Source organism: Olsenella sp. oral taxon 807 (genome assembly GCF_001189515.2).
Lineage (GTDB): Bacteria > Actinomycetota > Coriobacteriia > Coriobacteriales > Atopobiaceae > Olsenella_F.
This window is the reverse complement of record NZ_CP012069.2, coordinates 1981151-2001706: the sequence shown is the minus strand read 5'-3', so window position 1 is coordinate 2001706 and position 20556 is coordinate 1981151. Positions and strand designations below refer to the sequence as shown.

Annotated in this window: 19 protein-coding genes and 1 tRNA gene; 15 read left to right on the top strand and 5 right to left on the bottom strand. The window is 62.3% G+C overall.

What is annotated here, in order from left to right; translation table 11 throughout:
* Positions 1-219: 219 nt before the first annotated feature.
* Together ADJ70_RS08480 and ADJ70_RS08475 are read left to right on the top strand one after the other, a co-directional pair.
* On the top strand, positions 220-1845 hold the full coding sequence (locus ADJ70_RS08480) for a trypsin-like peptidase domain-containing protein (protein WP_050340734.1): 1626 nt from the start codon (positions 220-222) through the stop codon (positions 1843-1845).
* Positions 1846-2075: 230 nt separating this feature from the next.
* Positions 2076-2540, top strand: coding sequence for a histidine phosphatase family protein (locus ADJ70_RS08475; RefSeq protein ID WP_050340733.1), 465 nt, complete (start codon positions 2076-2078; stop codon positions 2538-2540).
* A gap of 85 nt (positions 2541-2625) precedes the next feature.
* Here the strand turns inward: ADJ70_RS08475 and ADJ70_RS08470 are convergent, their stop codons facing one another.
* The gene (locus ADJ70_RS08470) at positions 2626-3987 is read right to left on the bottom strand and encodes an LCP family protein (protein WP_050340732.1); all 1362 of its coding nucleotides are present in this window, start codon (positions 3985-3987) and stop codon (positions 2626-2628) included.
* A 341-nt stretch (positions 3988-4328) separates the two neighbouring features.
* Between ADJ70_RS08470 and ADJ70_RS08465 the strand changes: the two genes are divergently transcribed.
* Positions 4329-4916 carry a uracil-DNA glycosylase family protein gene (locus ADJ70_RS08465; protein ID WP_253273150.1) on the top strand — a complete coding sequence of 196 codons (588 nt, stop codon included), beginning with the start codon at positions 4329-4331 and terminating at the stop codon, positions 4914-4916.
* Positions 4917-5019: 103 nt separating this feature from the next.
* Here the strand turns inward: ADJ70_RS08465 and ADJ70_RS08460 are convergent, their stop codons facing one another.
* A complete protein-coding gene (locus tag ADJ70_RS08460) occupies positions 5020-5409 on the bottom strand; it encodes a thioesterase family protein (RefSeq protein WP_050340730.1) in 390 nt (129 codons plus the stop codon).
* Between the two features lie 986 nt (positions 5410-6395).
* On the opposite strand from ADJ70_RS08460, the gene ADJ70_RS08455 reads away from it, so the two are divergent.
* A complete protein-coding gene (locus ADJ70_RS08455; protein ID WP_050340729.1) occupies positions 6396-6725 on the top strand; it encodes a cupin domain-containing protein in 330 nt (109 codons plus the stop codon).
* 147 nt (positions 6726-6872) lie between these two features.
* Here ADJ70_RS08455 and ADJ70_RS08450 read toward each other — a convergent pair whose 3' ends face one another.
* Positions 6873-8312, bottom strand: a complete 1440-nt coding sequence (locus ADJ70_RS08450; RefSeq protein ID WP_050340728.1) for a hypothetical protein — start codon at positions 8310-8312, stop codon at positions 6873-6875.
* Between the two features lie 333 nt (positions 8313-8645).
* Here ADJ70_RS08450 and ADJ70_RS08445 point away from each other — a divergent pair, with 333 nt between their 5' ends.
* From ADJ70_RS08445 to ptsP, 5 genes are all read left to right on the top strand, one after another.
* A complete protein-coding gene (locus ADJ70_RS08445; protein ID WP_050340727.1) occupies positions 8646-9092 on the top strand; it encodes an acyl-CoA thioesterase in 447 nt (148 codons plus the stop codon).
* 112 nt (positions 9093-9204) lie between these two features.
* Positions 9205-9774 carry an NUDIX hydrolase gene (locus tag ADJ70_RS08440; protein ID WP_253273149.1) on the top strand — a complete coding sequence of 190 codons (570 nt, stop codon included), beginning with the start codon at positions 9205-9207 and terminating at the stop codon, positions 9772-9774.
* Between the two features lie 57 nt (positions 9775-9831).
* A tRNA-Arg gene (locus tag ADJ70_RS08435) sits at positions 9832-9908 on the top strand.
* Between the two features lie 254 nt (positions 9909-10162).
* Positions 10163-11092, top strand: a complete 930-nt coding sequence (pfkB, locus tag ADJ70_RS08430) for a 1-phosphofructokinase (RefSeq protein ID WP_050340726.1) — start codon at positions 10163-10165, stop codon at positions 11090-11092.
* A gap of 82 nt (positions 11093-11174) precedes the next feature.
* Positions 11175-12878, top strand: a complete 1704-nt coding sequence (gene ptsP, locus ADJ70_RS08425) for a phosphoenolpyruvate--protein phosphotransferase (RefSeq protein WP_050340725.1) — start codon at positions 11175-11177, stop codon at positions 12876-12878.
* Positions 12879-13011: 133 nt separating this feature from the next.
* On the opposite strand, the gene ADJ70_RS08420 is transcribed toward ptsP, so the two are convergent.
* Positions 13012-13953 (bottom strand): diacylglycerol kinase family protein, encoded by a 942-nt coding sequence (locus ADJ70_RS08420; protein ID WP_050340724.1) that lies wholly within the window; start codon positions 13951-13953, stop codon positions 13012-13014.
* A 167-nt stretch (positions 13954-14120) separates the two neighbouring features.
* Complete coding sequence (locus ADJ70_RS08415; protein WP_050340723.1) at positions 14121-14558, bottom strand: hypothetical protein; 438 nt, start codon at positions 14556-14558, stop codon at positions 14121-14123.
* 206 nt (positions 14559-14764) lie between these two features.
* Between ADJ70_RS08415 and ADJ70_RS08410 the strand changes: the two genes are divergently transcribed.
* From ADJ70_RS08410 to dhaM, 6 genes are all read left to right on the top strand, one after another.
* Entirely contained in the window at positions 14765-15301 is a 537-nt protein-coding gene (locus tag ADJ70_RS08410) for a hypothetical protein (RefSeq protein ID WP_050340722.1), read from the top strand.
* 265 nt (positions 15302-15566) lie between these two features.
* Entirely contained in the window at positions 15567-16232 is a 666-nt protein-coding gene (locus ADJ70_RS08405) for a response regulator transcription factor (RefSeq protein WP_050340721.1), read from the top strand.
* Between the two features lie 4 nt (positions 16233-16236).
* Positions 16237-17961, top strand: coding sequence for a HAMP domain-containing sensor histidine kinase (locus ADJ70_RS08400; RefSeq protein WP_050340720.1), 1725 nt, complete (start codon positions 16237-16239; stop codon positions 17959-17961).
* A gap of 407 nt (positions 17962-18368) precedes the next feature.
* Positions 18369-19355 carry a dihydroxyacetone kinase subunit DhaK gene (gene dhaK / locus ADJ70_RS08395; protein WP_050344506.1) on the top strand — a complete coding sequence of 329 codons (987 nt, stop codon included), beginning with the start codon at positions 18369-18371 and terminating at the stop codon, positions 19353-19355.
* Between the two features lie 2 nt (positions 19356-19357).
* Positions 19358-20008, top strand: a complete 651-nt coding sequence (gene dhaL, locus ADJ70_RS08390) for a dihydroxyacetone kinase subunit DhaL (RefSeq protein ID WP_050340719.1) — start codon at positions 19358-19360, stop codon at positions 20006-20008.
* Positions 20009-20020: 12 nt separating this feature from the next.
* Complete coding sequence (gene dhaM, locus ADJ70_RS08385; RefSeq protein ID WP_050340718.1) at positions 20021-20401, top strand: dihydroxyacetone kinase phosphoryl donor subunit DhaM; 381 nt, start codon at positions 20021-20023, stop codon at positions 20399-20401.
* The last annotated feature ends 155 nt before the right edge of the window (positions 20402-20556 follow it).

Here is a 20556-nt window from a genome sequence, read left to right as displayed (position 1 = left end):
TCATCCTGGTCAATCAACGCGTACCAGCCTGCCGTCTCGTGCCCTGCGATCCGAGTCTCCTGCCTGTAGCTTTCAGTAGACTAAGAGTGTGGTGTCTCTCAGGTGGGTGTCAGATGGTTCTTCGACGGATATGGCGTCGGTTGGAAAGGCGGGGGGTAAGGTGACAAAATACGTATTTGCCCGGGCGCAGCTGCGCCCCTGAGCGAGAGGTGAGTGCTTATGGGCGAGAATGACCTTATTGGCCGTAATGACCGTACGCAACAGAGTCCACAAAGCGGCGGTGCCGGGTCCTTTGACCAGGCACCGTTGCAGGAAAATCCCACGCAGCCCCAGCCAACGACCGCGCGCCTTGGCGAAGCGTCTGGATCGTACGACGCGCAGGGACAGGCGCAGAACACTGCGCAGGGCTATTACGGCTATGGTGCACAGGCGCAGTCAGGCCAAGGGCCCGGTGCGCAGGGGGCACCCACAGGCCCACAGCAGCCTTCCTCCTCTTCGAGTGTTGGCACAGGCCGCTCCGGGGCGGCAGGGCAGCGCCATGGCGGCCTCAGAACGGCCATTATCGGCATCATCGCGGGACTTGTCGGTGCCGCCGTCCTCGTGTTTGCGCTCAGGGCGTCCGGCATGATCGGGGGGACCCAGGTCATCAGGACGACGGAGAGCGCTGCCGGACCGACCGTCAACATCACGGCGAGCAGCGAGGATGCCACGATCGCCCAGGCAGTTGCCGCCAAGGACCTTGCCTCGGTCGTGTCGATCACGGTGACGACCCAAAAGGGACAGGGACTCGGCTCTGGTGTCGTTCTTGACCGCGATGGCAACATCATCACGAACTACCATGTGATAGAGGGTGCACAGGCCATCTCGGTGAGCATCGATGGTACCAGCTATGATGCGACGGTTGTGGGGTCCGACTCCTCGAGCGACATCGCGGTCCTCCACGTGGACCTGAAGGGCAAGCAGGTGACTCCGATGGAGATCGGTGACTCCGACTCCCTTGTCGTGGGTGATTGGGTCATGACCATCGGCAGTCCCTTTGGACTCGACCAGTCGGTGTCTGCCGGCATCGTGAGCTCGCTTGCGCGCAACCAGCTCATGAAGTCCACCGCCGGTGAGACTATCTATGCCAACCTCATCCAGGTCGACGCGGCCATCAACCCCGGCAACTCGGGTGGCGCGCTCGTGAACAAGGAGGGCAAGCTGGTGGGTATCTGCACGCTCTTCTCGTCTGACACCGAGTCCTTCGCGGGCATTGGTTTTGCCATTCCGGGCAACTATGCGGTGAACATCGCCAAGAAGATCATCGCGAAGGAGCCTGTCACCCACGCCTACATCGGTCTTACCATGCAGACGGTCAACGCCCAGAATGCTGCGACGAACAAGCTTTCGGTGAGTCAGGGCGCCTATGTCGTCTCCGTCACTGAGGGCAGTCCGGCGGCTGCGGCTGGCATAGAGAAGGGCGACATCATCACGGGGTTCGATAGCACCGCGATCACCTCTGCCGACGGTATGATCCTGGCGGTTCGCTCGCACAACATCGGTGACACGGTCACGGTCAAGTTCATGCGTGGCAACGAGGAGAAAACGGCAAGCGTGACCCTTGGCTCTGACGAGGAGCTCCAGAAGGAGCAGGCGCAGAGGAATTCGGGCTCAGACGACAGCGGCATTGGCAATGGCGGCTCGAGTAGTCAGGAAGATGCCTACAGGAAGTACCTGGAGGAGATGTACGAGCAGCGCAGGCAGCAAAACCAGAATCAGAACCAGAACCTCATGACCCACAATCGTGGGAGCGGCCATGGTGACGTTGCCGACGACACGCCCTCCACATCGGGTGCTGCCGCCTAGGGACATCTCAGATGGTTGAGGAAGCGCTCTAAGGTCGAAGGGCTGATCTTCGTTTTCTAGCGTGTTAGGAAAGGCCCGGCTCCGTAAGGAGTTGGGGCCTTTCCATGTGCGTCCCGCCCAGCGTGTGACGCTCGAAGGATCGCGCAGGGTCGATTTCGCGAAGCTCGCGTGTTGCAGGTCCCGACCATGCTATCGTAGGCCGTATCACATGACACGGCTTGGGAGGCACTATGGTAAAGATGCTCGTGCTCGTTCGCCATGGCGATGCCGAGGGTAGGGGTCCTGCGGGCGACATCGGTCGCAGGCTTACCGATGAGGGGCGCTCAGCACTCGAGGCTGCCTACCCCGAGGCATTTAAGCCGCTCAGGGATGCCACGAGTTTGGCGCTCTGGGCAAGTCCTGCGATTCGAGCGATGCAGACCGCCGCTGTCATCGCCGATGCGCTGGGCCTTGGCGAGGATGACATCAACGTGCGCAACAGCCTCTATGAGCAGGATCAGGAGGAGTTTCTCGCCGAGCTTGCCCAGGCGAGCGAGGAGATCATCGTGGCAGTGGGGCATGTCCCCTTCATGAGGCATGTGGCCCACTACTTGGCCGGACTTGATGGGGGATTTTCGAAGGGCGAGGTCAGGGCCATAGGCTTCGAGGGTGATGGTCTTACGGGTGGGCGGGTGCTCTGGACCGTCGAGCCGTAGGGCGTCCGTCCATGCGGGACCTCGCTTCGACTGGCTCCCGCTCGACGTCTTAAGGCCAATGTGCAAGATGATTGTGGGGCTGTGGCTATTTGCGCTTGCCCGACCTTGAGCCGGATCCGGAGCCTGTCGAAGTCCTTGCTGCCGTATTGTCAACTTCTTGCAGGCCGTTCGTGACCGTGGCGGGGTCCTCACCGGCATTGACGACCTGCATGAGGGTTGCGGTCGCGGGGCCGTCGGCAATGACATAGTCCACGCCCCGTATCCTTTGGGTGGTCGAGGGGATCGATGCCGAGTAGATCGTGGGTGGCTGCATGGCCATACGCGCGAGTACGGGGATCAGGTCGTAGCAGTGGTAGGTGGTCTTAAGCACACTGCCGAGCGAGTCTGCGGCCGCAGGCATGAGTGTGGGGTTTGAACGCAGCTTCTGAACGATGGCCTGGATGAGGATACGCTGGTTTGCCTGGCGCTGGTAATCCCCCAGGGCAAAGCCATGACGCACGCGCGAGAAGAGCATTGCCGTGTTACCGTCCATCTCGTAGACGCCTGCCGGCATGACAAGGCCCGTGTAGTCAGGATCATTGATATCAACGGGTACGGTCACGGTGACGCCGCCGATGGCGTCGATAAGTGACGTAAGCCCATCAAAGTCGATGAGGGCAACCTGGCTTATGTTGACGTTCGTGAGACTGCCGACGGCCGAGGTGATGCCAGCGACGCCACCGAAAGCATAGGCAGCGTTGATCTTCTGAGTGCCGTGGCCCTCCAGCTCGACTTTGGTGTCGCGTGGAATCGAGACCAAGGTCACCTTGTCTGCGAGGGGATCGATGCGAGCGAGCATGATGGTGTCGGTTCTCGCCGGTTCGCCATCGTTGCGGCTGTCCGAGCCGAGCAGGAGCGCATAGTAGGGTGTCACGGGGGTACAGGGCGTGAGGTGAGCCGAGAGCGCCTGTCGGTCACCCTCGCTGAAGGCTATCTTGCGGTCCACCGGCGAGAGAACGATGACATAGGCCACGATTGCCGCAGTGAGGAGCCCCATGAGCACGACGAGGACGGTGCGTCCGACGTGATGCCTCCGAGGTCTTGACTTGACGGCGGGCGAGCCGTAGTCGGGGTCTGTGGCTGCGGACCACCTGCGAGAGGTCTTGCTGCGTCGTTGTGCGCGCTGGCTACGCAGGCTGCTGACCTGGCTTTGGATCCTGCGCCCCAAGCCTTGCGCCAGCCCTTCGGCCGCGCTTTGGCCGTCGCTGACACTCGTGTAGCGTCGGGGGTCATTGTAGCCGTAGGGACCCTTGCCTGCAGCCGCCTGAGAATTCGGCTCGAGGGTGCGGCGCATGGAGGGGGCATGGGTCCTGTGGCTGACGCTGTTGCCGTTGCGGGTGCGTGTGAATCTACTGCCATGCTGAAGGCTGCCCGCCTTGTGCGGCCGCTGGCTACGTTCCTCCGCCATCTTCCACCCTTCACGTCTCCATTAGCTTTTCGCATGGTAAGCCTAGCATCCTCCGCGCGCTCTGGAAAGGGTTCCCAAAGCTTCTCATAATTGCTTGCGTGTGAGCCGCGCGCGGCAAAGGTCCTGCTGTCCGTCGCTGGCTTGGAGCCATCGGCTTGGGTAGGACTCAAAGTACCCTACGACGGGCGTGCTGTGCAAATTGTGGCGCCTGCAGTCCGCTGGGCTGCTATGATTGCAGAGGCGTCACAAAAGATGGCTATGAGTGGGTTCCTGTAGCAGTGCAAGGCGTCAAGGGCTTGGCCTCGCACTGTAAGACAGGTAGGCAGATGAGGGGAGTGGCAGTGGCTACCAGCAGGTTTGACGAGGTGTTTGAAGAGATCAGGACTGATGAACAGAACGCCGAGTACACTGCGGCGGGTATAGACCCCCTCTACTTTGCCGGCCCTGACGCACGCATCATGGTCGTGGGACAGGCGCCTGGACGCATCGCCCAGGACACGCATATCGTCTGGAACGACAAGAGTGGGGATCGCCTGCGCGATTGGCTCGGCGTGGACCGCGACGCCTTCTATGACTCGGGCAAGCTTGCCATCGTGCCCATGGACTTCTACTTTCCCGGCAAGGGCAGGTCGGGTGACTTGCCCCCGCGCAAGGGCTTTGCCGAGAAGTGGCACCCACGTCTGTTGGAGCTCATGCCCAAGATCGAGCTCACTGTCCTGGTGGGCAACTACGCCAACCGCTACTACCTGGGAATGCGAAGCAAGGATAAGCTCACGGATATCGTGCGCGACTATAGGAGCTACCTGCCCAAGTACTTCCCACTCGTGCACCCCTCGCCCAGAAATCAGATCTGGATGAAGAAGAATCCCTGGTTCGAGCAAGACGTCCTGCCCGAGCTAAAGGCGCGCGTGAGCAAGCTCATGGGGTAGGGAAGGAGGGGTAGGGGAGGAATCCTCACGCCCTCTTTCCTCACGACCTCTTGTCCGAAAGGCGCAGTGTCTGCAGCCTCCTTTGGTGGCCAGGAGGTTATGGCTATCCCTTTGCGCGCTCGCTTGCCTTGGCAAAGAAGCGATCGCTGTCCACGATGAAGCGCTCGTGGGTGCCTTCGGCCACGCGCCCTTCCCCATCATGGGCCTCAAACGAGAAGGTGAGCCTCTTTCCGTCCACCGAGGCGAGGGTCGTGTCGCAGCTCAGCTGCATGCCTGTGGGGGTCGGTGCCAGGTGGCTTAGCTCCAGCTTGGTTCCCACCGTCGTCTGACCCTCGTCGAGTGCGCCCGAGACGCTCCTCCACGCGGCCTCCTCGATGAGTGCCGCGAGCTTGGGCGTAGCCAGAACTTCCAGCTCGCCGCTGCCGATGGCGCGGGCGGTCATCTCGCTCGTGACAATTGCCTCGATGTGTCCTTTGGTTCCTGCCTCAATCATGTGACGCTCCAATCCAGCTTGTGATTGTGCCTCTCGAACGACATTGTACGCGAGGGCAGGGTCTCGGTACCGTGTTTGCCGGAGTTTTCGCCACGGTAGGTACTCAGGGCAACGTGATGGGTCTGCATTGACGCGACGCGCAGTTGACGCGACGCGCAGTTGACGCGACGCGCAGTTGACGCGACGCGCAGTTGACGCGACGCGCAGTTGACGCGACGCGCAGTTGACGCGACGTACAGCTTCTCTCGCCCCGCCCAGGGTGTGGGACAAAGGTCGTGTGCGTCCCATGAATGCCGACCTCTCTGTTGGACCACCGTTGGCATGACGCTGCGAGAGGCGAGGCGACTGGCCATGTCAACAGTGGCTGAGCAGAGGGTTAGCGTAAGGAGCAGAGAATTAGCTTAAAGAAGAGTAATCGATGTCTGCGGCACGCACCTCGCCAGAATGCGCCTTTCCGTAACTCTGCGGTTACAGAATGCGCCTTTCCGTACGGCACGGGTTGCAGAATGCGTCTTTCCGTAGAGTGCGCTTTTCCTCACCTGGGCAAACGTCGACCCACCTCACGGAAAAGCGCAGTCTGCCCCAGCGACGTTACGGAAAAGCGCAGTCTGCCCCAGCGACGTTACGGAAAAGCGCAGTCTGGGCGGGCGACGTTACGGAAAACCGCAGTCTGGGTGCCTTGGGGATCGCAGAATGCGCCTTTCCGTGAGGGCCCGCACCCAGAATGCGCCTTTCCGTAGAGTGCGCTTTTCCTCACCTGGGCAAACGTCGAGTCACCTCACGGAAAAGCGCAGTCTGCCCCAGCGACGTTACGGAAAAGTGCAGTCTGCCCCAGCGACGTTACGGAAAAGCGCAGTCTGCTCTAGCGACGCAACCGCGACGTGACTAAAAGATTGGTCTGCAAAAAAGACATAATGATACTATCATATATGGCAATAGTTATATCTGTCTTGGCCCTGCCGTGTAAAGACGAGAGGAGACCTGTCATGCTCATCGACTTCAATGCAATCAGGGAGACCGTCGTTCCCGGCATGAACGACGGCGAGGGTGTGGTCGGTGCCCGGATGCAGGTCAATGACAGCGGACGCTTCGTGCTGACACGCATCCCGTCAGGCTCGAGTATCGGCGTGCATGAGCAGAGGACGAGCGATGACATCAACTACGTGATCAGCGGTACGGGCATCGCGGTCTGCGACGGCACGAGGGAGAACCTTGTTCCGGGCGTGTGCCACGTCTGTCCTACGGGTTCGTCTCACTCCATCGTCAACACAGGTACGGATGACCTGTTGCTCTTCACGTTTGTAGCGGCAGGATAGCGGATACAGGCGTCACGCGTGTATGCGCGAAGCCACAGTTCGCCCAGGTAACGCCGGGGGCTTTTTGGTGATTCGCGCTCATGCCGCTCATGCCTTAGTCGGGGCGTCCGGGGCCTGTCCTGCAGGTCGGTGCCGTATGTGCATACGTCATCGCTTTCCCACGACAAGACAGCTCACGTTGAGCCGATGTGTATGCTCGCCTATGACGGCCTGCCTCCCGCAGCGCGTGAAGACGCCCGAGAAGCTCCCGCGAAAGAGGTAGAGACCCTCCATGTTGCTCATGGGCTCGGCAAGGAGCGGATCCTCGCCTGCTTCGAGCCTGCCCCCACGCAGCATGGGCGTGCGATACTGGGAGGCGTATGCCTGCACGACGCCTCCTTCTGCTGCGCAGCGTGTGAGGGCCTCTCCCCACTCGTCCTTCGTGCAGTCGAGACCCGCTATGACGCCCGCGCCGTTGAACCCCCCTGCAGGCTTCACGATCCAGCCGTCCTTATCCTGGTACGGTCGCAGGTCGCTCGTCGTGTCAAGGAGCTCGGTCTGCGGAACATGCCGCTCGATGAAGGCGCGCTCGTCGTCACCGAGGATGGAGCGCATGGCCTGCGAGTGCAGCACGGCGAAGACCGTCTTGGTTGCGCAGGGCCAGGTGCTAAGGCCGCCCACGACGCACGCCAGGTTGAGTCTTCCCGCTCGTGCGAGCGCGCGCGTGCCCACGCAGGGCTTGTCCGCGATCTCCGAGGTGACCGCGCGTCGATAGACGCAGTTCACAGGACCATCCGGGGTCAGGAGGGTATCGCGGCCCGCCATGCGTCCAAGGCGCAGGTCACGTATGTCACAGTAGCGCGCGTGGACGTCTCGATCGGCGAGCTGTTTGGTGATGTCTTTCAGCTCATCGAAGGAGGCACTCTCGCTATAGTCGACTATTGCCACCACAGGACGGTCGAAACCAGTACTGCCGACGTCGGCCGTCCTCTCCCGTACCCACTCATCGTAGGTCGCAAGGATGGCGTCGATGACCGCACCCGTTGGGTCTAGGGTCCTTGCCGTAAGCTCCGGGTGCTTGCGTAGGAGTTGCCGGTAGGTCTCTGTCCTTTGAACCGTGCGTGTGACCTCGACGGTCGTCGTCATGCCCGCCGATCCGTCGGTGTTCAGCTCGCAGAACGTGTAGTCGCCCGTTTCCTCGTCGAAGAACAGGTCGACGCGGGCGATGGGGATGGGCGTCTTATAGCCCGTGGGCGTGCGGCACAGCTCCTCGAGTGCCAATGGCAGGCGAAAGAGCTTGCGAAAGCTCTCGTCACGCATGAAGTGGCGGGTCACCTTGTCCATGATGCGCCCCATGGTCTCAGCCGCGTCCTTGAGGATGTCGAGCTGGTCCTCGTCGAAGATCTTTGGCGTGAGCGCCCAGGAGACCGGCCCGCCATGGTAGAGCGCATTTGTGGTAAGAAGGTAGTCGTCCCCGGCCTCTCTGCCGTTCACGTCGCCGCCAAGACTGCGGGCTATGTCGTTGAACTCGTCCTCGAGCGCCCTTCCAAGGAAGCGTACCGAGTCCCTCTCGTGCCACGCCACGTCAGCCACGTCCTCTCTGCTCATGTTCTCCGGCTGCCATACCTGTCGGCCAGGCGCAGGCGCCGCGTTCGTGCGGCATGTTCTGAGCCGCCACGTCTCTGCGCCACGCCGCCAACCCATCGTGTTCGGACCGACGGCACGACAAGTTGATGGGGCGCCTCCCGCGCCACAGCATACATATGATTATGGTTCCCCAGTCAGCAGCAAATTAGTGCGTCTGAGGGCGGGGCGCGTGCACTATCCTCTAGTCGGGGCAGACAGGACGGATTGTCTGGGCGCCACGCTCACCTGCGGTCCGTCGCGCCTCTGCATGCCTACGGATGCGAGCGGGCGGTAGCCCAGAAAGGACGGGGTCTTGTGACACACGGTCCGTTCGTGACACACCACCTTGTGGTATCTGCGCAGCTCAACCATCATGGTACGCTCTTTGCGGGCAGTATGGCCCAGTGGCTTGTCGAGGCCTCGTTCATGTGCGCGGCAGAGCTTTTGGGTCCCGAGACGGTCTTCGTCAGGCTCCATGACATGGACTTTGCCTTGCCGGTGCATCCAGGAGAGACGGTTTGCTTCGAGTCCGTGCCCGTGTTAGCCGGAAGTTCGAGCCTGACGATCTACACACGTGCTCTCGTAGGCGCTCGTCGCTGTGCCGAGGGATTTCTCACGTTCGTGCATACGGATGAAAGGGGACGTCCCGCCGCACATGGCGTGAGCGTGAGCCCCGCATCCGAGCAGGAGCGTAAGCTGCGCCTGAGGGCGGAGGCGCTCAGGCGCAGGCCATCGCCGCTCACGGAAGCCAGCCCTCAATGAGGTGCTCGTGCGTGAGGCGTGCGAGGCGAGGCTTTGCCCAGTGCGTCGTGTGCCTGTCAACGCTGTCTGTCAAAAGGGGGGATTGACGTTGGGGGTGTCGGGACAAGAGTCAGTGGAGAGCATCAGGTCTCTCCTTGCGCCCGATGGACGTCTGCGCGAGGACGTCGAGCGGGTACACCCGCAGTGGGAGGGCAGGATCTTCTCGGTCGAGACACTTGACGTGCGGCTTCCCGATGGGGGCAGGGGCGTGCGCGAGATAGTCCGCCATCACGGGGGTGCGGGCGTTTGCGCTGTCGAGAATGGAAGAATCTGCCTGGTCAGGCAGTGGCGCGTCGCGCTCGGCGAGATGACGCTCGAGATCCCTGCAGGCAAGCTTGAGGAGGGGGAGGACCCTGCCGTCTGTGCCGCGCGTGAGCTCACGGAGGAGACGGGCCTCATCGCCGATGGCCTAGAGCTCATCGCCTACTCGGCGGGCGCTCCTGGCTTCACTAACGAGGCGACGAGGATCTTCAGGGCGACAGGACTCAGAAGGGGCAGCTCCCATCCCGACGAGGGCGAGTTCGTGGACGTGGTCTGGCTACCCGTCCCAGACGTCGTGGAGGCGATAGCCCAAGGGCTCATCAAGGACGCCAAGACGATCGTGGCGACGCTCGATGCGGCAAGGAGGCTCAACATCACATGACGGGCCTTCCCCGTGACTGTTCTGCCGAGCGTCTTCGTGCTATCATGGAAAACCTAGGCTCCCTTAGCTCAGCTGGATAGAGCATCGGTCTTCTAAACCGCAGGTCAGGCGTTCGAGTCGCCTAGGGAGCACCACTGCGTACCAGGCCGTCGAGGTTTTCTCGGCGGCCTTTTTCGGCTCTTCGGCCCGCCGGCCTGCCCCCGTGGTCCCTCATTCTCGCCCTCTCGGCCTGCGGCAGGAGGTTCACAGCGTGTGCTCTCAGGTTCGTACCGCGGCAACGGTCCTGCCGTTCGCTACGTTTGCAGAGTCATTCGCCTGCTTTCTTGTTCCGTAGCGGGATTCGCTGAGGCATAATACTCAGTAGGTTGTTCCTTGGAAGGAGCTTACGTTGATTTACACTGTCACGCTGAATCCAGCCATTGATTACGTCATGCACCCCCTGACACTGGACATGGGCTTCACAAATCGATCATCGAGTGAGGAACTCTACTGTGGTGGAAACGGCATCAACATCTCCACCCTCCTCAACGAGCTCAAGGTCGCCAATATCGCCTTCGGCATCGTCGCGGGCTTTACGGGCGACTATCTCGTCAAGACGATGCAGAAAAATGGTGTCGCCTCCAACTTCGTCCGGCTTGACCGCGGTTTCACCCGTATCAACGTCAAGCTCAACGGCATCGTCATGACCATGGTTAACGGCATGGGGCCCAAGATCTCCGAGAAGAAGGTCGACGAGCTGCTTGAGCGCATCGACTACATCGGCAAGGGGGATACGCTCGTGCTCACGGGCTCCATCCCCAAGTCGCTTCCCGAGAGCATGTACGACGTCATCATGAAGCGCCTCGAGGATCGGGGCGTGCGCTTCGTCGTTGACGCCCCCGGCAACCTGCTTCTGGAGTCCTTGGCCGCACACCCCTTCCTCATCAAGCCAAACAACCATGAGGTCGGGCGCATCTTTGACGCAAGGCCCGAGACGCCCGAGGAGTGTATCCCCTTTGCGCAGGAACTGCAAAAGCGTGGTGCGCAGAACGTCATCGTCTCCTGCGGCGGGCATGGCTCGCTGCTCTACGACGAGAACGGTGAGACCCACATGGTTCCGACGGCAAAGATTCGCCTGGTCAACGCCACGGGTGCCGGTGACTCCATGGTGGCGGGCTTCGTTGCCAAGACCCAGGAGGGTGCCGACTACGAGACGGCACTGCGCTTTGCCTCCGCCTGCGGTACCGCGACCGCAGCCAGTAAGGGCATCGCGAGGCGCTCGACCATCGACAAGGTCTATGGTGCCCTCACGAAGCTCATAGAGGGCAAGGGCAAGTAGGTTCGGCCGGGTTTCTCGCGGTCCTTATCGGGGTCGCTTTCTGAGCACGGGTGTCTAGGTGGTTCTTCGATAGGAGGGTTCAATGTTCAAAGGTGTCAATGCATCGGATGGCTTTGGTATTGGCGTCGCGCAGGTGGCTGTGGCTCCCGACGTTTCGTTCACCCCGGTTGCACCGGAGGATCCCGAGAAGGAGAAGCAGCGCTACGAGGCTGCCCTCGAGAAGTTCGTCGCCCAGACCAACGCTCAGATAGAGCGCATGAAGGTAAGTGTTGGCGAGGAGGCTGCCCTCATCATGGGCGCCCACATCGAGTTTGCCGAGGACGAGGGCATCCATGACACGGTCAACAGCTCCATTGACGCCGGCATGTGCGCCGAGCAGGCCGTGAGCGAGGCCTACAACACCTACTACACGATGTTCTCCCAGATGGACGATGAGCTCTTCCGCGAGCGCGCGACCGATGTGGCCGACGTTAAGACCGGCCTTCTTGCAGATCTGTTGGGCAAGGAGGTCGTCGACCTCTCGACCCTGCCCGAGAACTCGATCATCGTCGTCAAGGAGCTCACCCCCTCGATGACGGCCGACATCGACAAGGAGAACGTCGCCGGTATCGTCACGGAGACGGGCGGGCGCACCTCGCACTCGGCCATCATCGCCCGCGCGCTCGAGATCCCCGCGGTTCTCTCCGTGGAGGACGCGACCGAACACATCAAGACCGGCGACATGGTCATCGTCGATGGCAGTGCGGGGGACGTCTTGGTCCAGCCCTCCAAGGAGGACCTCGAGGCGTACCGTGCCAAGGCCAAGGCCTACGCAGACGACAAGGCCGCTCTGGAGACCTACCGTGGCAAGAAGACCATCACTGCCGACGGCGAGACGAAGCTGCTCGTCGCCAACATCGGTAACCCCGACGACGCGAACGCGGCAGCCGAGCATGACGCCGAGGGCATCGGCCTGTTCCGCTCCGAGTTCCTCTTCATGGACGCCAAGGAGCTGCCGAGCGAGGACGAGCAGTTTGCCGCGTACCAGAAGGTCGCGCTGCGCATGAAGGGCCGCCCCATCATCATCCGCACGCTCGATGTGGGCGGTGACAAGGAGATTCCCTACATGAACCTCCAGAAGGAGGACAACCCCTTCATGGGCTTCCGCGCCATCCGTTACTGCCTGAACAATCCCGATCAGTACAAGGTCCAGCTCACGGCCCTTCTGCGCGCATCCGCCTTCGGTGACATCAAGATCATGCTACCGCTCGTGACCGCCCTCGATGAGGTCCGTAAGGCCAGGTCCCTTGTCGAGGAGTGCAAGAAGGAGCTCGACGAGCGCGGCGTCTCCTATGACCCAGACATCGAGGTCGGCACCATGATAGAGACGCCTGCTGCGTCGCTCATTGCCGACAACCTCGCCGAGGTGTGCGACTTCTTCTCCATAGGCACCAACGACCTCATTGGCTACACCATGTGCGCCGATCGCGGCAATGATCGCGTCGCCTACCTCTATGAGGTATACCAGCCGGCTGTCCTGCGCTCTCTCAAGCGCATCATCTCCGAGGGCAACAAGCGGGGCATCATGGTCGGCATGTGTGGCGAGGCTGCGGCTGACCCGCTGCTCATCCCGGTGCTCATCTCCTTCGGTCTGGGCGAGTTCTCCGTAAGCGCCCCCTCCATCCTGCGCACACGTCGCATCATCAGCCAGTGGACGAAGGAAGAGGCTGACGTCTTGACGGAGAAGGTCCTCACCCTCAAGACCGCCGCTGAGGTCAAGGCCGCACTCCAGGCCGCCGCGAAGTAGGGGGCCTACTAAGCAGGGGGTCTGTACGCCCTCTTGTTTCTGTAGGGGCGTAGGGGCGGGCTCGTCGGAAAGCGGCGGGTCCGCCCTCTGTGTCAGCGATCCGCTCTTGGGTGGACGCAGGGGTCGTACGGTCTTAAGGGAAGATGACGTCCAGTGCCCCTGGTTCGACCTCTATCGAGAAGTGACGTCCGCCAAGCCACTCTCCGTCTATCTGGCAGGGAGGTTGTCGTTCGGCAAAGTCGAGTTCGAGCTGCGTCAGCTGCTGGGACTCGATGGCTCTCGAGGCCGTGTGCCTACCTAGGCGCGCGAGGCCAAAGAGGCACAGGAGCGCAGGGGTCGGCGGCCTGCGCACGTTGAAGCAGATGTCAAGAAGGCCGTCGTCAGGCCGTGCGTGGGGGCAGACCCTGAAGCCCCCTCCGTAGGTCGGGCCATTCTGTACGGCAAGGATGAGTTCCCTGAGCTCTCGAGGCGGTGACTCTCCCAGCGTCATCGTGCAGGGATAGCCCTTGTGGGCCGTCGCCATGATGTGCAGCCCCGAGCTCACGAAGAGTCCCGACCCCCTCTGGAGGGATCCGCCTGCGCGGCGTCTGGTCGTGTCGAGGGCGATGGCCGCATCGAGGCCAAACGAGAGGGTCTGGACAAAGTGGACACTTGTACCGGCGTCTGTCGAGACGCGTCCCAAGTCGATGGTTTTACGTCTGCCTTGACGCAGCTGCTCCAGGGCGCCTTTGGCATCGTTTCTTCTGAGGCCCAAGGTGCGTGCGAAGTCGTTGCCCGACCCCATGGGGATGACGGCGAGCACGGGGCGCTTGTCGCGAGGAAGCGCCACGAGGCCGTTTGCGACCTCATGGATGAGGCCATCTCCGCCGACGGCGACGATCGTGTCGACGTCGGTCGAGTGCGCCGCGAGGGACGTCGCATCCCCGGGGCCTGCCGTGAGATGACGCCCTATAGCCGCAGTCATGCCAGTCGAGGCGAGAAGCTCCTCGACTTCCCGCGCTGCGTTCGCGTTTTTCCCGCTGTGGGCGGCGGGATTTGCTACGACGAGCGTGTTTCCAAAGTTGACCTGCGCCATGCCATCCGCTCCCTGTGTGCCCGTGCCGTCTTAGTCATTGTACGGTAGGCGAGGGTGTCGGCGCTCGCCAATCAATCATGCGGTGACGCAACGCGAGCGAGCGTCCCAGCTCACGGTGAGGAGCCCGTCCTTGCGACCCCTCGACTGCAGTCCCTACCGCGTCGCCCTCACCCAAGCCCGAGGGCCGCATCCAGGCGTGCCTTGAGGAGCTCGTAGCGCAGGCGCTTCTCATCTGCGGCAAAGTGTACCTCGCGAAACTGTTCGGGGTTCTCTGTATAGTCGAGCGTACAGTCCGAGAACTGCTCGCTCGTGAGATCGAACGCACGCCCACTCACCACGTTGTAGCAGTGGAAGTTGCCACCAGGGCGCAAGATGCCGAACACCTTCCCACCAAAGATGTCCTGGGCGAGAAAGGCCGTGATGGAGCACTGGCCGAGCGTCCTGTCCTCAGGCGACCACTGTGCCCGTAACCTCGGAGCGCAGGTCTTGGCACACCAGAGTCCAGAGAGCAGGTCATAGAGGTCCCGAGGGGTCTTGACGCGTGCGTATCGCGGGTTGGCGGGCGGCATGTCCGCATGCTCCCAGCCATAGAATCGGTATTCCATAGGTCTCTCCCCAAGGCGTCGGGTTATCTGTCGAGTACCTAGGATACCGCGTACGGAAGGCGTCTGTCGCCGACGCCTGCGCGGCAGGTTCTTGCGGGAGCTTCGTCGAGCTTGGCCCTACGTGCTGTGCCTGTCTCTCAGCGTCCTCTCAGTTGCGTTCTGTATCGTGTGGCCAAGGTACAAGAGAGAAGAGAGAGGAGCGGGACATGAAGACCAGTACGTTCGCCCAGACGTCCTTGAAGGGACGCGTCCTCATCGCGGTGGTAGTCACGACTGTGTTGGTGGTCATCGGGGTTGGTGTCGCGCGTGCGGCTACGGCGGGCGATCCCCAAAAGATCGCATCCGCAGCTGCAAGCACGACGAGCGATTCCAAGGGAGCCACGACCGCGCCCGCGACCTTGGAGGAGATCATCGAAGATGCGAAAAAGACCACGTTCTACGACACGGACCAGTTCCTCTGGGAGCACTACGGTATGACTGAGCGGGAGTTCGAGCAAACCTACGGCGTCGACGATGACGTGCTTGATCCCTACGAGGCGCCACGATGCTCTGCCGCACAGGGTGGAGGCACGCCATCTGGCGGCACTGCCCCAGATGGTGGCCAAGATGGCACTACCTTTGCAACCAGGCAGGAGTATGAGGCGGCAAAGGATGCCTGGAAGGCCGCCCATCCCGGTGTCGAAGACGACGTCTGGGAGGCCCAGCACCCCAATCCGTTCGATTGCGACGACCATGACGACTGAGGGCGACCGGGGCGGTTGAGGACGACTAAGGTGACCACGACGACTGAGGGCGATCGGGGCATCGGCCAGGGGTACAGGCGGGGTGCGTCGACGGGCGCACCCCACGCCATTCCATCAAACGGGCGGCAAACGACGAGTCGCCCGCAGCTGCGTCGACGGGCGCACCCCACGCCATTCCATCACTCCTGTATCATGGAAAGACAGATCACCCGTCAGTCATCACTTGCGTCATCACTCGCGACGTCACGACGAACAGGATGGCCCCATGCGCGTGCTCATTGTCGAAGACGACCAGAGGCTCGTCTCCTACCTCAAGAAGAGCCTCGAGGCCGAGGGACTCTCGGTTGACGTGGCCTTTGACGGCAACGTCGCGCTTGACAAGGCGCTCGCGCAGTCGTACGACGTGATTACGCTTGACATCATGCTTCCCGAGCTCAACGGGTACCGGGTCTGCCAGAACCTGCGCTCCTCAGGCGTTCCCACCCCCATCCTCATGCTCACGGCAAAGGATGGCGAGTACGACGAGGCGGACGCCCTCGACGTCGGGGCGGATGACTTCCTGCGTAAGCCCTTCTCGATGGTCGTGCTGCTTGCGCGCATCAGGGCGCTCGCCAGGCGCGGTGGTGCGGCGGCGGGCAAGGTGCTCTGCGTGGGAGACCTCAGGCTCGACATGGCTTCCAAGCGCGTGGAGCGGGGAGGAAGTCGTATCGAGCTCACGCCGCGCGAGTACGCCCTGCTCGAGTACCTCATGCTCAGACGAGGCATCGCGCTCACCAAGGCGCAGCTTCTCGAGCACGTCTGGGGCGCACGCTTCATGGGAAGCGAGAACGTGGTGGAGGTCTACATCGGCTACCTGCGCAAGAAGCTCGACGGGAGCGGTCGAACGTCACTCATCGAGACCGTGCGTGGCGTCGGGTACCGAATGGGCTGATTGCATGGTGCCAGGACCCAAGACCATACGGGGCAGGGTGGTGCTGTCCACGCTGTGCGCCACGACCGCCGTGATGCTCCTGTTGCTTGCGGTGGCCTCCTATGGCGTGATGCAGGTGGTGCGGCAGGCTATTTCTGACAACCTCGTCGAGAGGCTCGACCTTGCCCGATCGGCTGTGGAGAGGGGAGATCTTGCCTCGGCCGTCGACTCGTCTGGCCCGACCATCGTGCAGGTGGTTGGAGCCGACGGTAGGGTCATTGTGGCGAGCGAGAACGCACGCGGCCTCGCACCGCTGACTGGGCTTGCGATCGGCGAAAAGGCGGAGCTCGACGACGATGTCGAGCTTGAGCTCGACGACGAGGACGATTTGCGGCCTGGGGAAGACGAGGATGCCAAGGAAAAGAGGGGCGAGGCCACCGAGCACGAGGGTGACCATGAGGGTGGCCGTGAGAGGTCCGACGACGCAGACGGACAGGTGCGGGATCGCGACGACGAGGATCTAGGCGAGCGTGACGGGCGGGTACGGGACCACGACGATGGGGACCACGACGATGCGGACCACGACGATGCGGACGGGGACCGTACTGCTGAGGGGAGTCGCGCAGGCTCTCCCGTGCTTTCCCTCATCGCGGCTGCGGTGCGAACCACCAAGGCCTCGGCATCCCCAGCACTCTCCCTGAGGGCCTCTGAGGTCCTCGGCGTCGAGGGTCCCTTCCTCGCTATGGAGCGCGAGGCTACAAGCCCTACTCACGGCAGCGTCACCATCGTCGCTTTCACCTCGATCGCGCCTGCGGTCGCGACGGGGCGAGGGGCTGCCCTTCTACTGGCGGCAGTGTTCACCCTCCTGCTGGTCGTGGTGGCGCTGTTCTCTTGGCACATGACCGAAAGGACGTTGCGGCCCGTCGAAAGGATGCGCCAGAGTGCCGAGGCGATCACGGCGAGTGATCTCTCGCGACGCGTGAGCGTACCAGACGGCGACAGGGACCTCTCTCGCCTCGCCAGGACCTTTAACGATCTGCTTGCGCGAGTCGAGGCGGCGATGGACGCGCAACGTCGTTTCGTCTCGGATGCGTCGCACGAGCTCAAGGGTCCTGTTGCCGCGACCAAGGTCATGCTCGAGACCGCACGGGCCCATCCCGAGGCGGTCGACCCGTCCACTCTCCTGAGCGATCTTGCGAACGAGAACGAGCAGCTGCAGGGCATCGTGGCCGACCTCTTGGCCCTCGCCCGTCAGGATGAGGGACGCCTGCAGGTCAATCTGGTCCCCCTTGACCTATGTGACCTCATCTATGAGGAGGTCTCAAGTCTTGAGAGGCGCAGTGCCGTATCCCTTGACGTGAGCGGCGTGGAACCACTCGTGTGCGCAGGCGACGCGCAGCTCCTAGGACAGGCGTTGCGCAACCTTCTCGAGAACGCGGTGCGCTATGCGCACTCGCATGTGGCTGTGACCTGCCACGAGGTGTTGGGCAGCACGGGTCGGCTCATCCGCATCAGCGTGAGCGACGACGGTCCTGGCATCGCTCCTGCGGATCGCGAGCGCGTGTTTGGGAGGTTCGTGAGGCTTGGCAAAGATCGCGGGCGTGCCACCGGTGGCACGGGCCTAGGCCTTGCCGTGGTCCAGGGTATCGTGGAGCGACACGGCGGTAGGGTCTACTTCTCCGACCCAGAGATTGGTGGTGCCACAGCCGTGATGGAGCTTGTGGGCAAGGCGCCTGCGCGATGTGAGTGATTCGCTCACTCCACCTGCGCGATGTGAGTGATCCGCTCGCTCCGCCCACGCGATGTGAGTGATTCACTCACATCGAGAATGCTTTCAGTAGCGCTCTGACCTGCTCATATGTAATTCGGCTCTCTCGCGTCGCAGCTGGTTTGGCAAAAAAATCACTCACTTCATGATGCTGAAGTGAGTGAATCACTCACATCGCGCAATCGGCGGGCGCCGAGCTGCGCCAGTCGCCGAGAGAGAGGCGTCGATCTGCGACGGCCAGTCAGCTCCTTATGCCCGAGCGCCCTTCTGGCACAAGGTGGCACAGCCCAAGGTCCTCATCTTGGCCAAGCGTTAGACTATAATCGATTTGACCCTGCTCATGACGAGGGTCAGCGGGCATGTGTCCATGTACGGTTTGGGGTGCCATCATGAAGAAGCTCATCAACAGGGCGGAGAACGTCGAGGCCGAGATGGCCGAAGGTTTGGTCAGGGCCTTTCCCGACATTATTGCGGACAGGGGCGATGGCATCATCGTCCGCACGCACCAGAAGGTGGGGAAGGTCGCGCTGGTAAGCGGCGGTGGGTCGGGCCACGAGCCCGCTCATTGCGGCTACGTGGGCAAAGGGATGCTCGACGCCGCTGTTGGCGGTCCCGTCTTTACCTCCCCGTCGGCAGATGCCGTCTACAAGGCGATATGCGAGGTCGCGACCGACGAGGGCGTGCTTCTCATCGCCAAGAATTACACGGGCGACGTGCTGAACTTCCAAATGGCCGCCGACATGGCGTCCGATGACGACATTGACTGCGAGTGCGTGGTGGTGAACGACGACGTTGCCGTAGAGGACTCGACCTTCACGGCGGGACGGCGTGGCGTGGCGGGCACCGTCTTCGTCCACAAGATCGCAGGTGCCAAGGCGGAGGCGGGCGCCTCCCTTACCGACGTCAAAGCCATTGCCGAGCGGGTCATTGCAAACGTCCGCAGCATGGGCGCGGCGATCGCCCCCTGCACGGTCCCGGCTGCGGGTACGCCGGGCTTTGAGCTCGCGCCAGACGAGATGGAGATGGGCATCGGCATCCACGGCGAGCCGGGCGTTCGCCGCGAGAGAATGCGACCCGTAGACGAGATCGTCGACGAGCTGCTCGAGCACATTCTGTCGGACCTCGACTTTGTCGGTCGAGAGGTGGCGGTTCTGGTGAATGGCTCTGGTGGCACCCCTCTCATGGAGCTTGCCATCGCCAACCGTAGGGTGGCGAGGCTGCTTGAGGACAAGGGCATATCCACGTACCGAACCTTGGTTGGCAACTACATGACGTCGATAGAGATGCAGGGCTTCTCGCTCACCCTGTTACGCCTAGATGACGAGCTCAAGGGGCTTCTTGATGCGCCTGCCAAAGCCTTTGCCTGGAGGGGATAGCGATGGGTGAGGATACAGTGGCCACCAAGACCGATGGGGAGAGGCTAATCGCGGTCCTTTGTGCCGTCGCGGACGCGATCGAGGCCCACAAGGATGAGCTCACTGAGCTTGACAGGCCCATTGGCGACTCCGATCATGGCATCAATATGTCACGCGGCTTCTCGGCCGTGGCCGCTGAGCTTCCGGGGGAGGTCGGCATGCCGCCTGCAGACATCCTCAAGCGCTGCGGCATGACGCTCGTCGCGAAGGTGGGAGGCTCCTCGGGACCCCTGTATGGGACCTTCTTCCGCAAGCTGGGGGTGGGCCTCAAGGGCCTTGAGACCATCGATCTCCCCTCCTTTGTGGATGCGATGGATGCTGCGGTTGGTGCTGTCATGCAGCTCGGCAAGGCAACTGAGGGCGAGAAGACCATGGTCGACGCCATGGCTCCTGTCGTGGTGTCCTTGAAGTCGTCGGTTGCCAGGGGCGAGGGCGCCCGCCTGGCCTTCGCGAAGGCGGCAGACGTCGCCTTTGCCTCCGCAGTCGCCACCATTCCCCTGCGCGCGACCAAGGGGCGTGCGAGTTACCTGGGGGAGCGCTCCGTTGGACACCAGGATCCTGGCGCCACCTCCTTCGCCTATATGGTGTCAGCCGTCGCTTCCTGCTACTGCTGAGAGGAGGGGGCTATGGTCGGTATTGTCTTGGTGTCCCACTCAAGGGAGCTTGCAGAGGCGACGGCAGCCCTGGGGCGTCAGATGGCACCCGACGCACGGGTGGCTGCTGCGGGGGGCTTGGAAGACGGAGGGTTCGGGACGAGTTACGAGCGCATAGAGGCAGCGATAGGGCAGGTCTTGGGCGATGATGGCGTGATCCTCATTATGGACATGGGTTCGTCTGTCATGACCGCTCGCATGGTCGTCGAGGATCTGGAGGATGACAGGGTCCACCTTGCTGACTGCCCATTTGTGGAGGGCGCCGTCGAGGCCATGGTTGCCTCCCAGGGAGGAACCTCTGCTGATGACATCCTTGAGGGGCTTGGACGGGCCGCAAGGGCGAGCAAGTTGTAGATGAGCCACGCGCAGAGAGAGACGCGGTGGCGCATAGATGCGGTGGCGCAGAGGCGTGGTGGCGCAGAGTGCGCTTTTCCGTCGCACCGCGACCGCAGAGTGCGCCTTTCCGTAACGTCGCGCGACTCAAACTGCGTCTTTCCGTGAGATCCGGG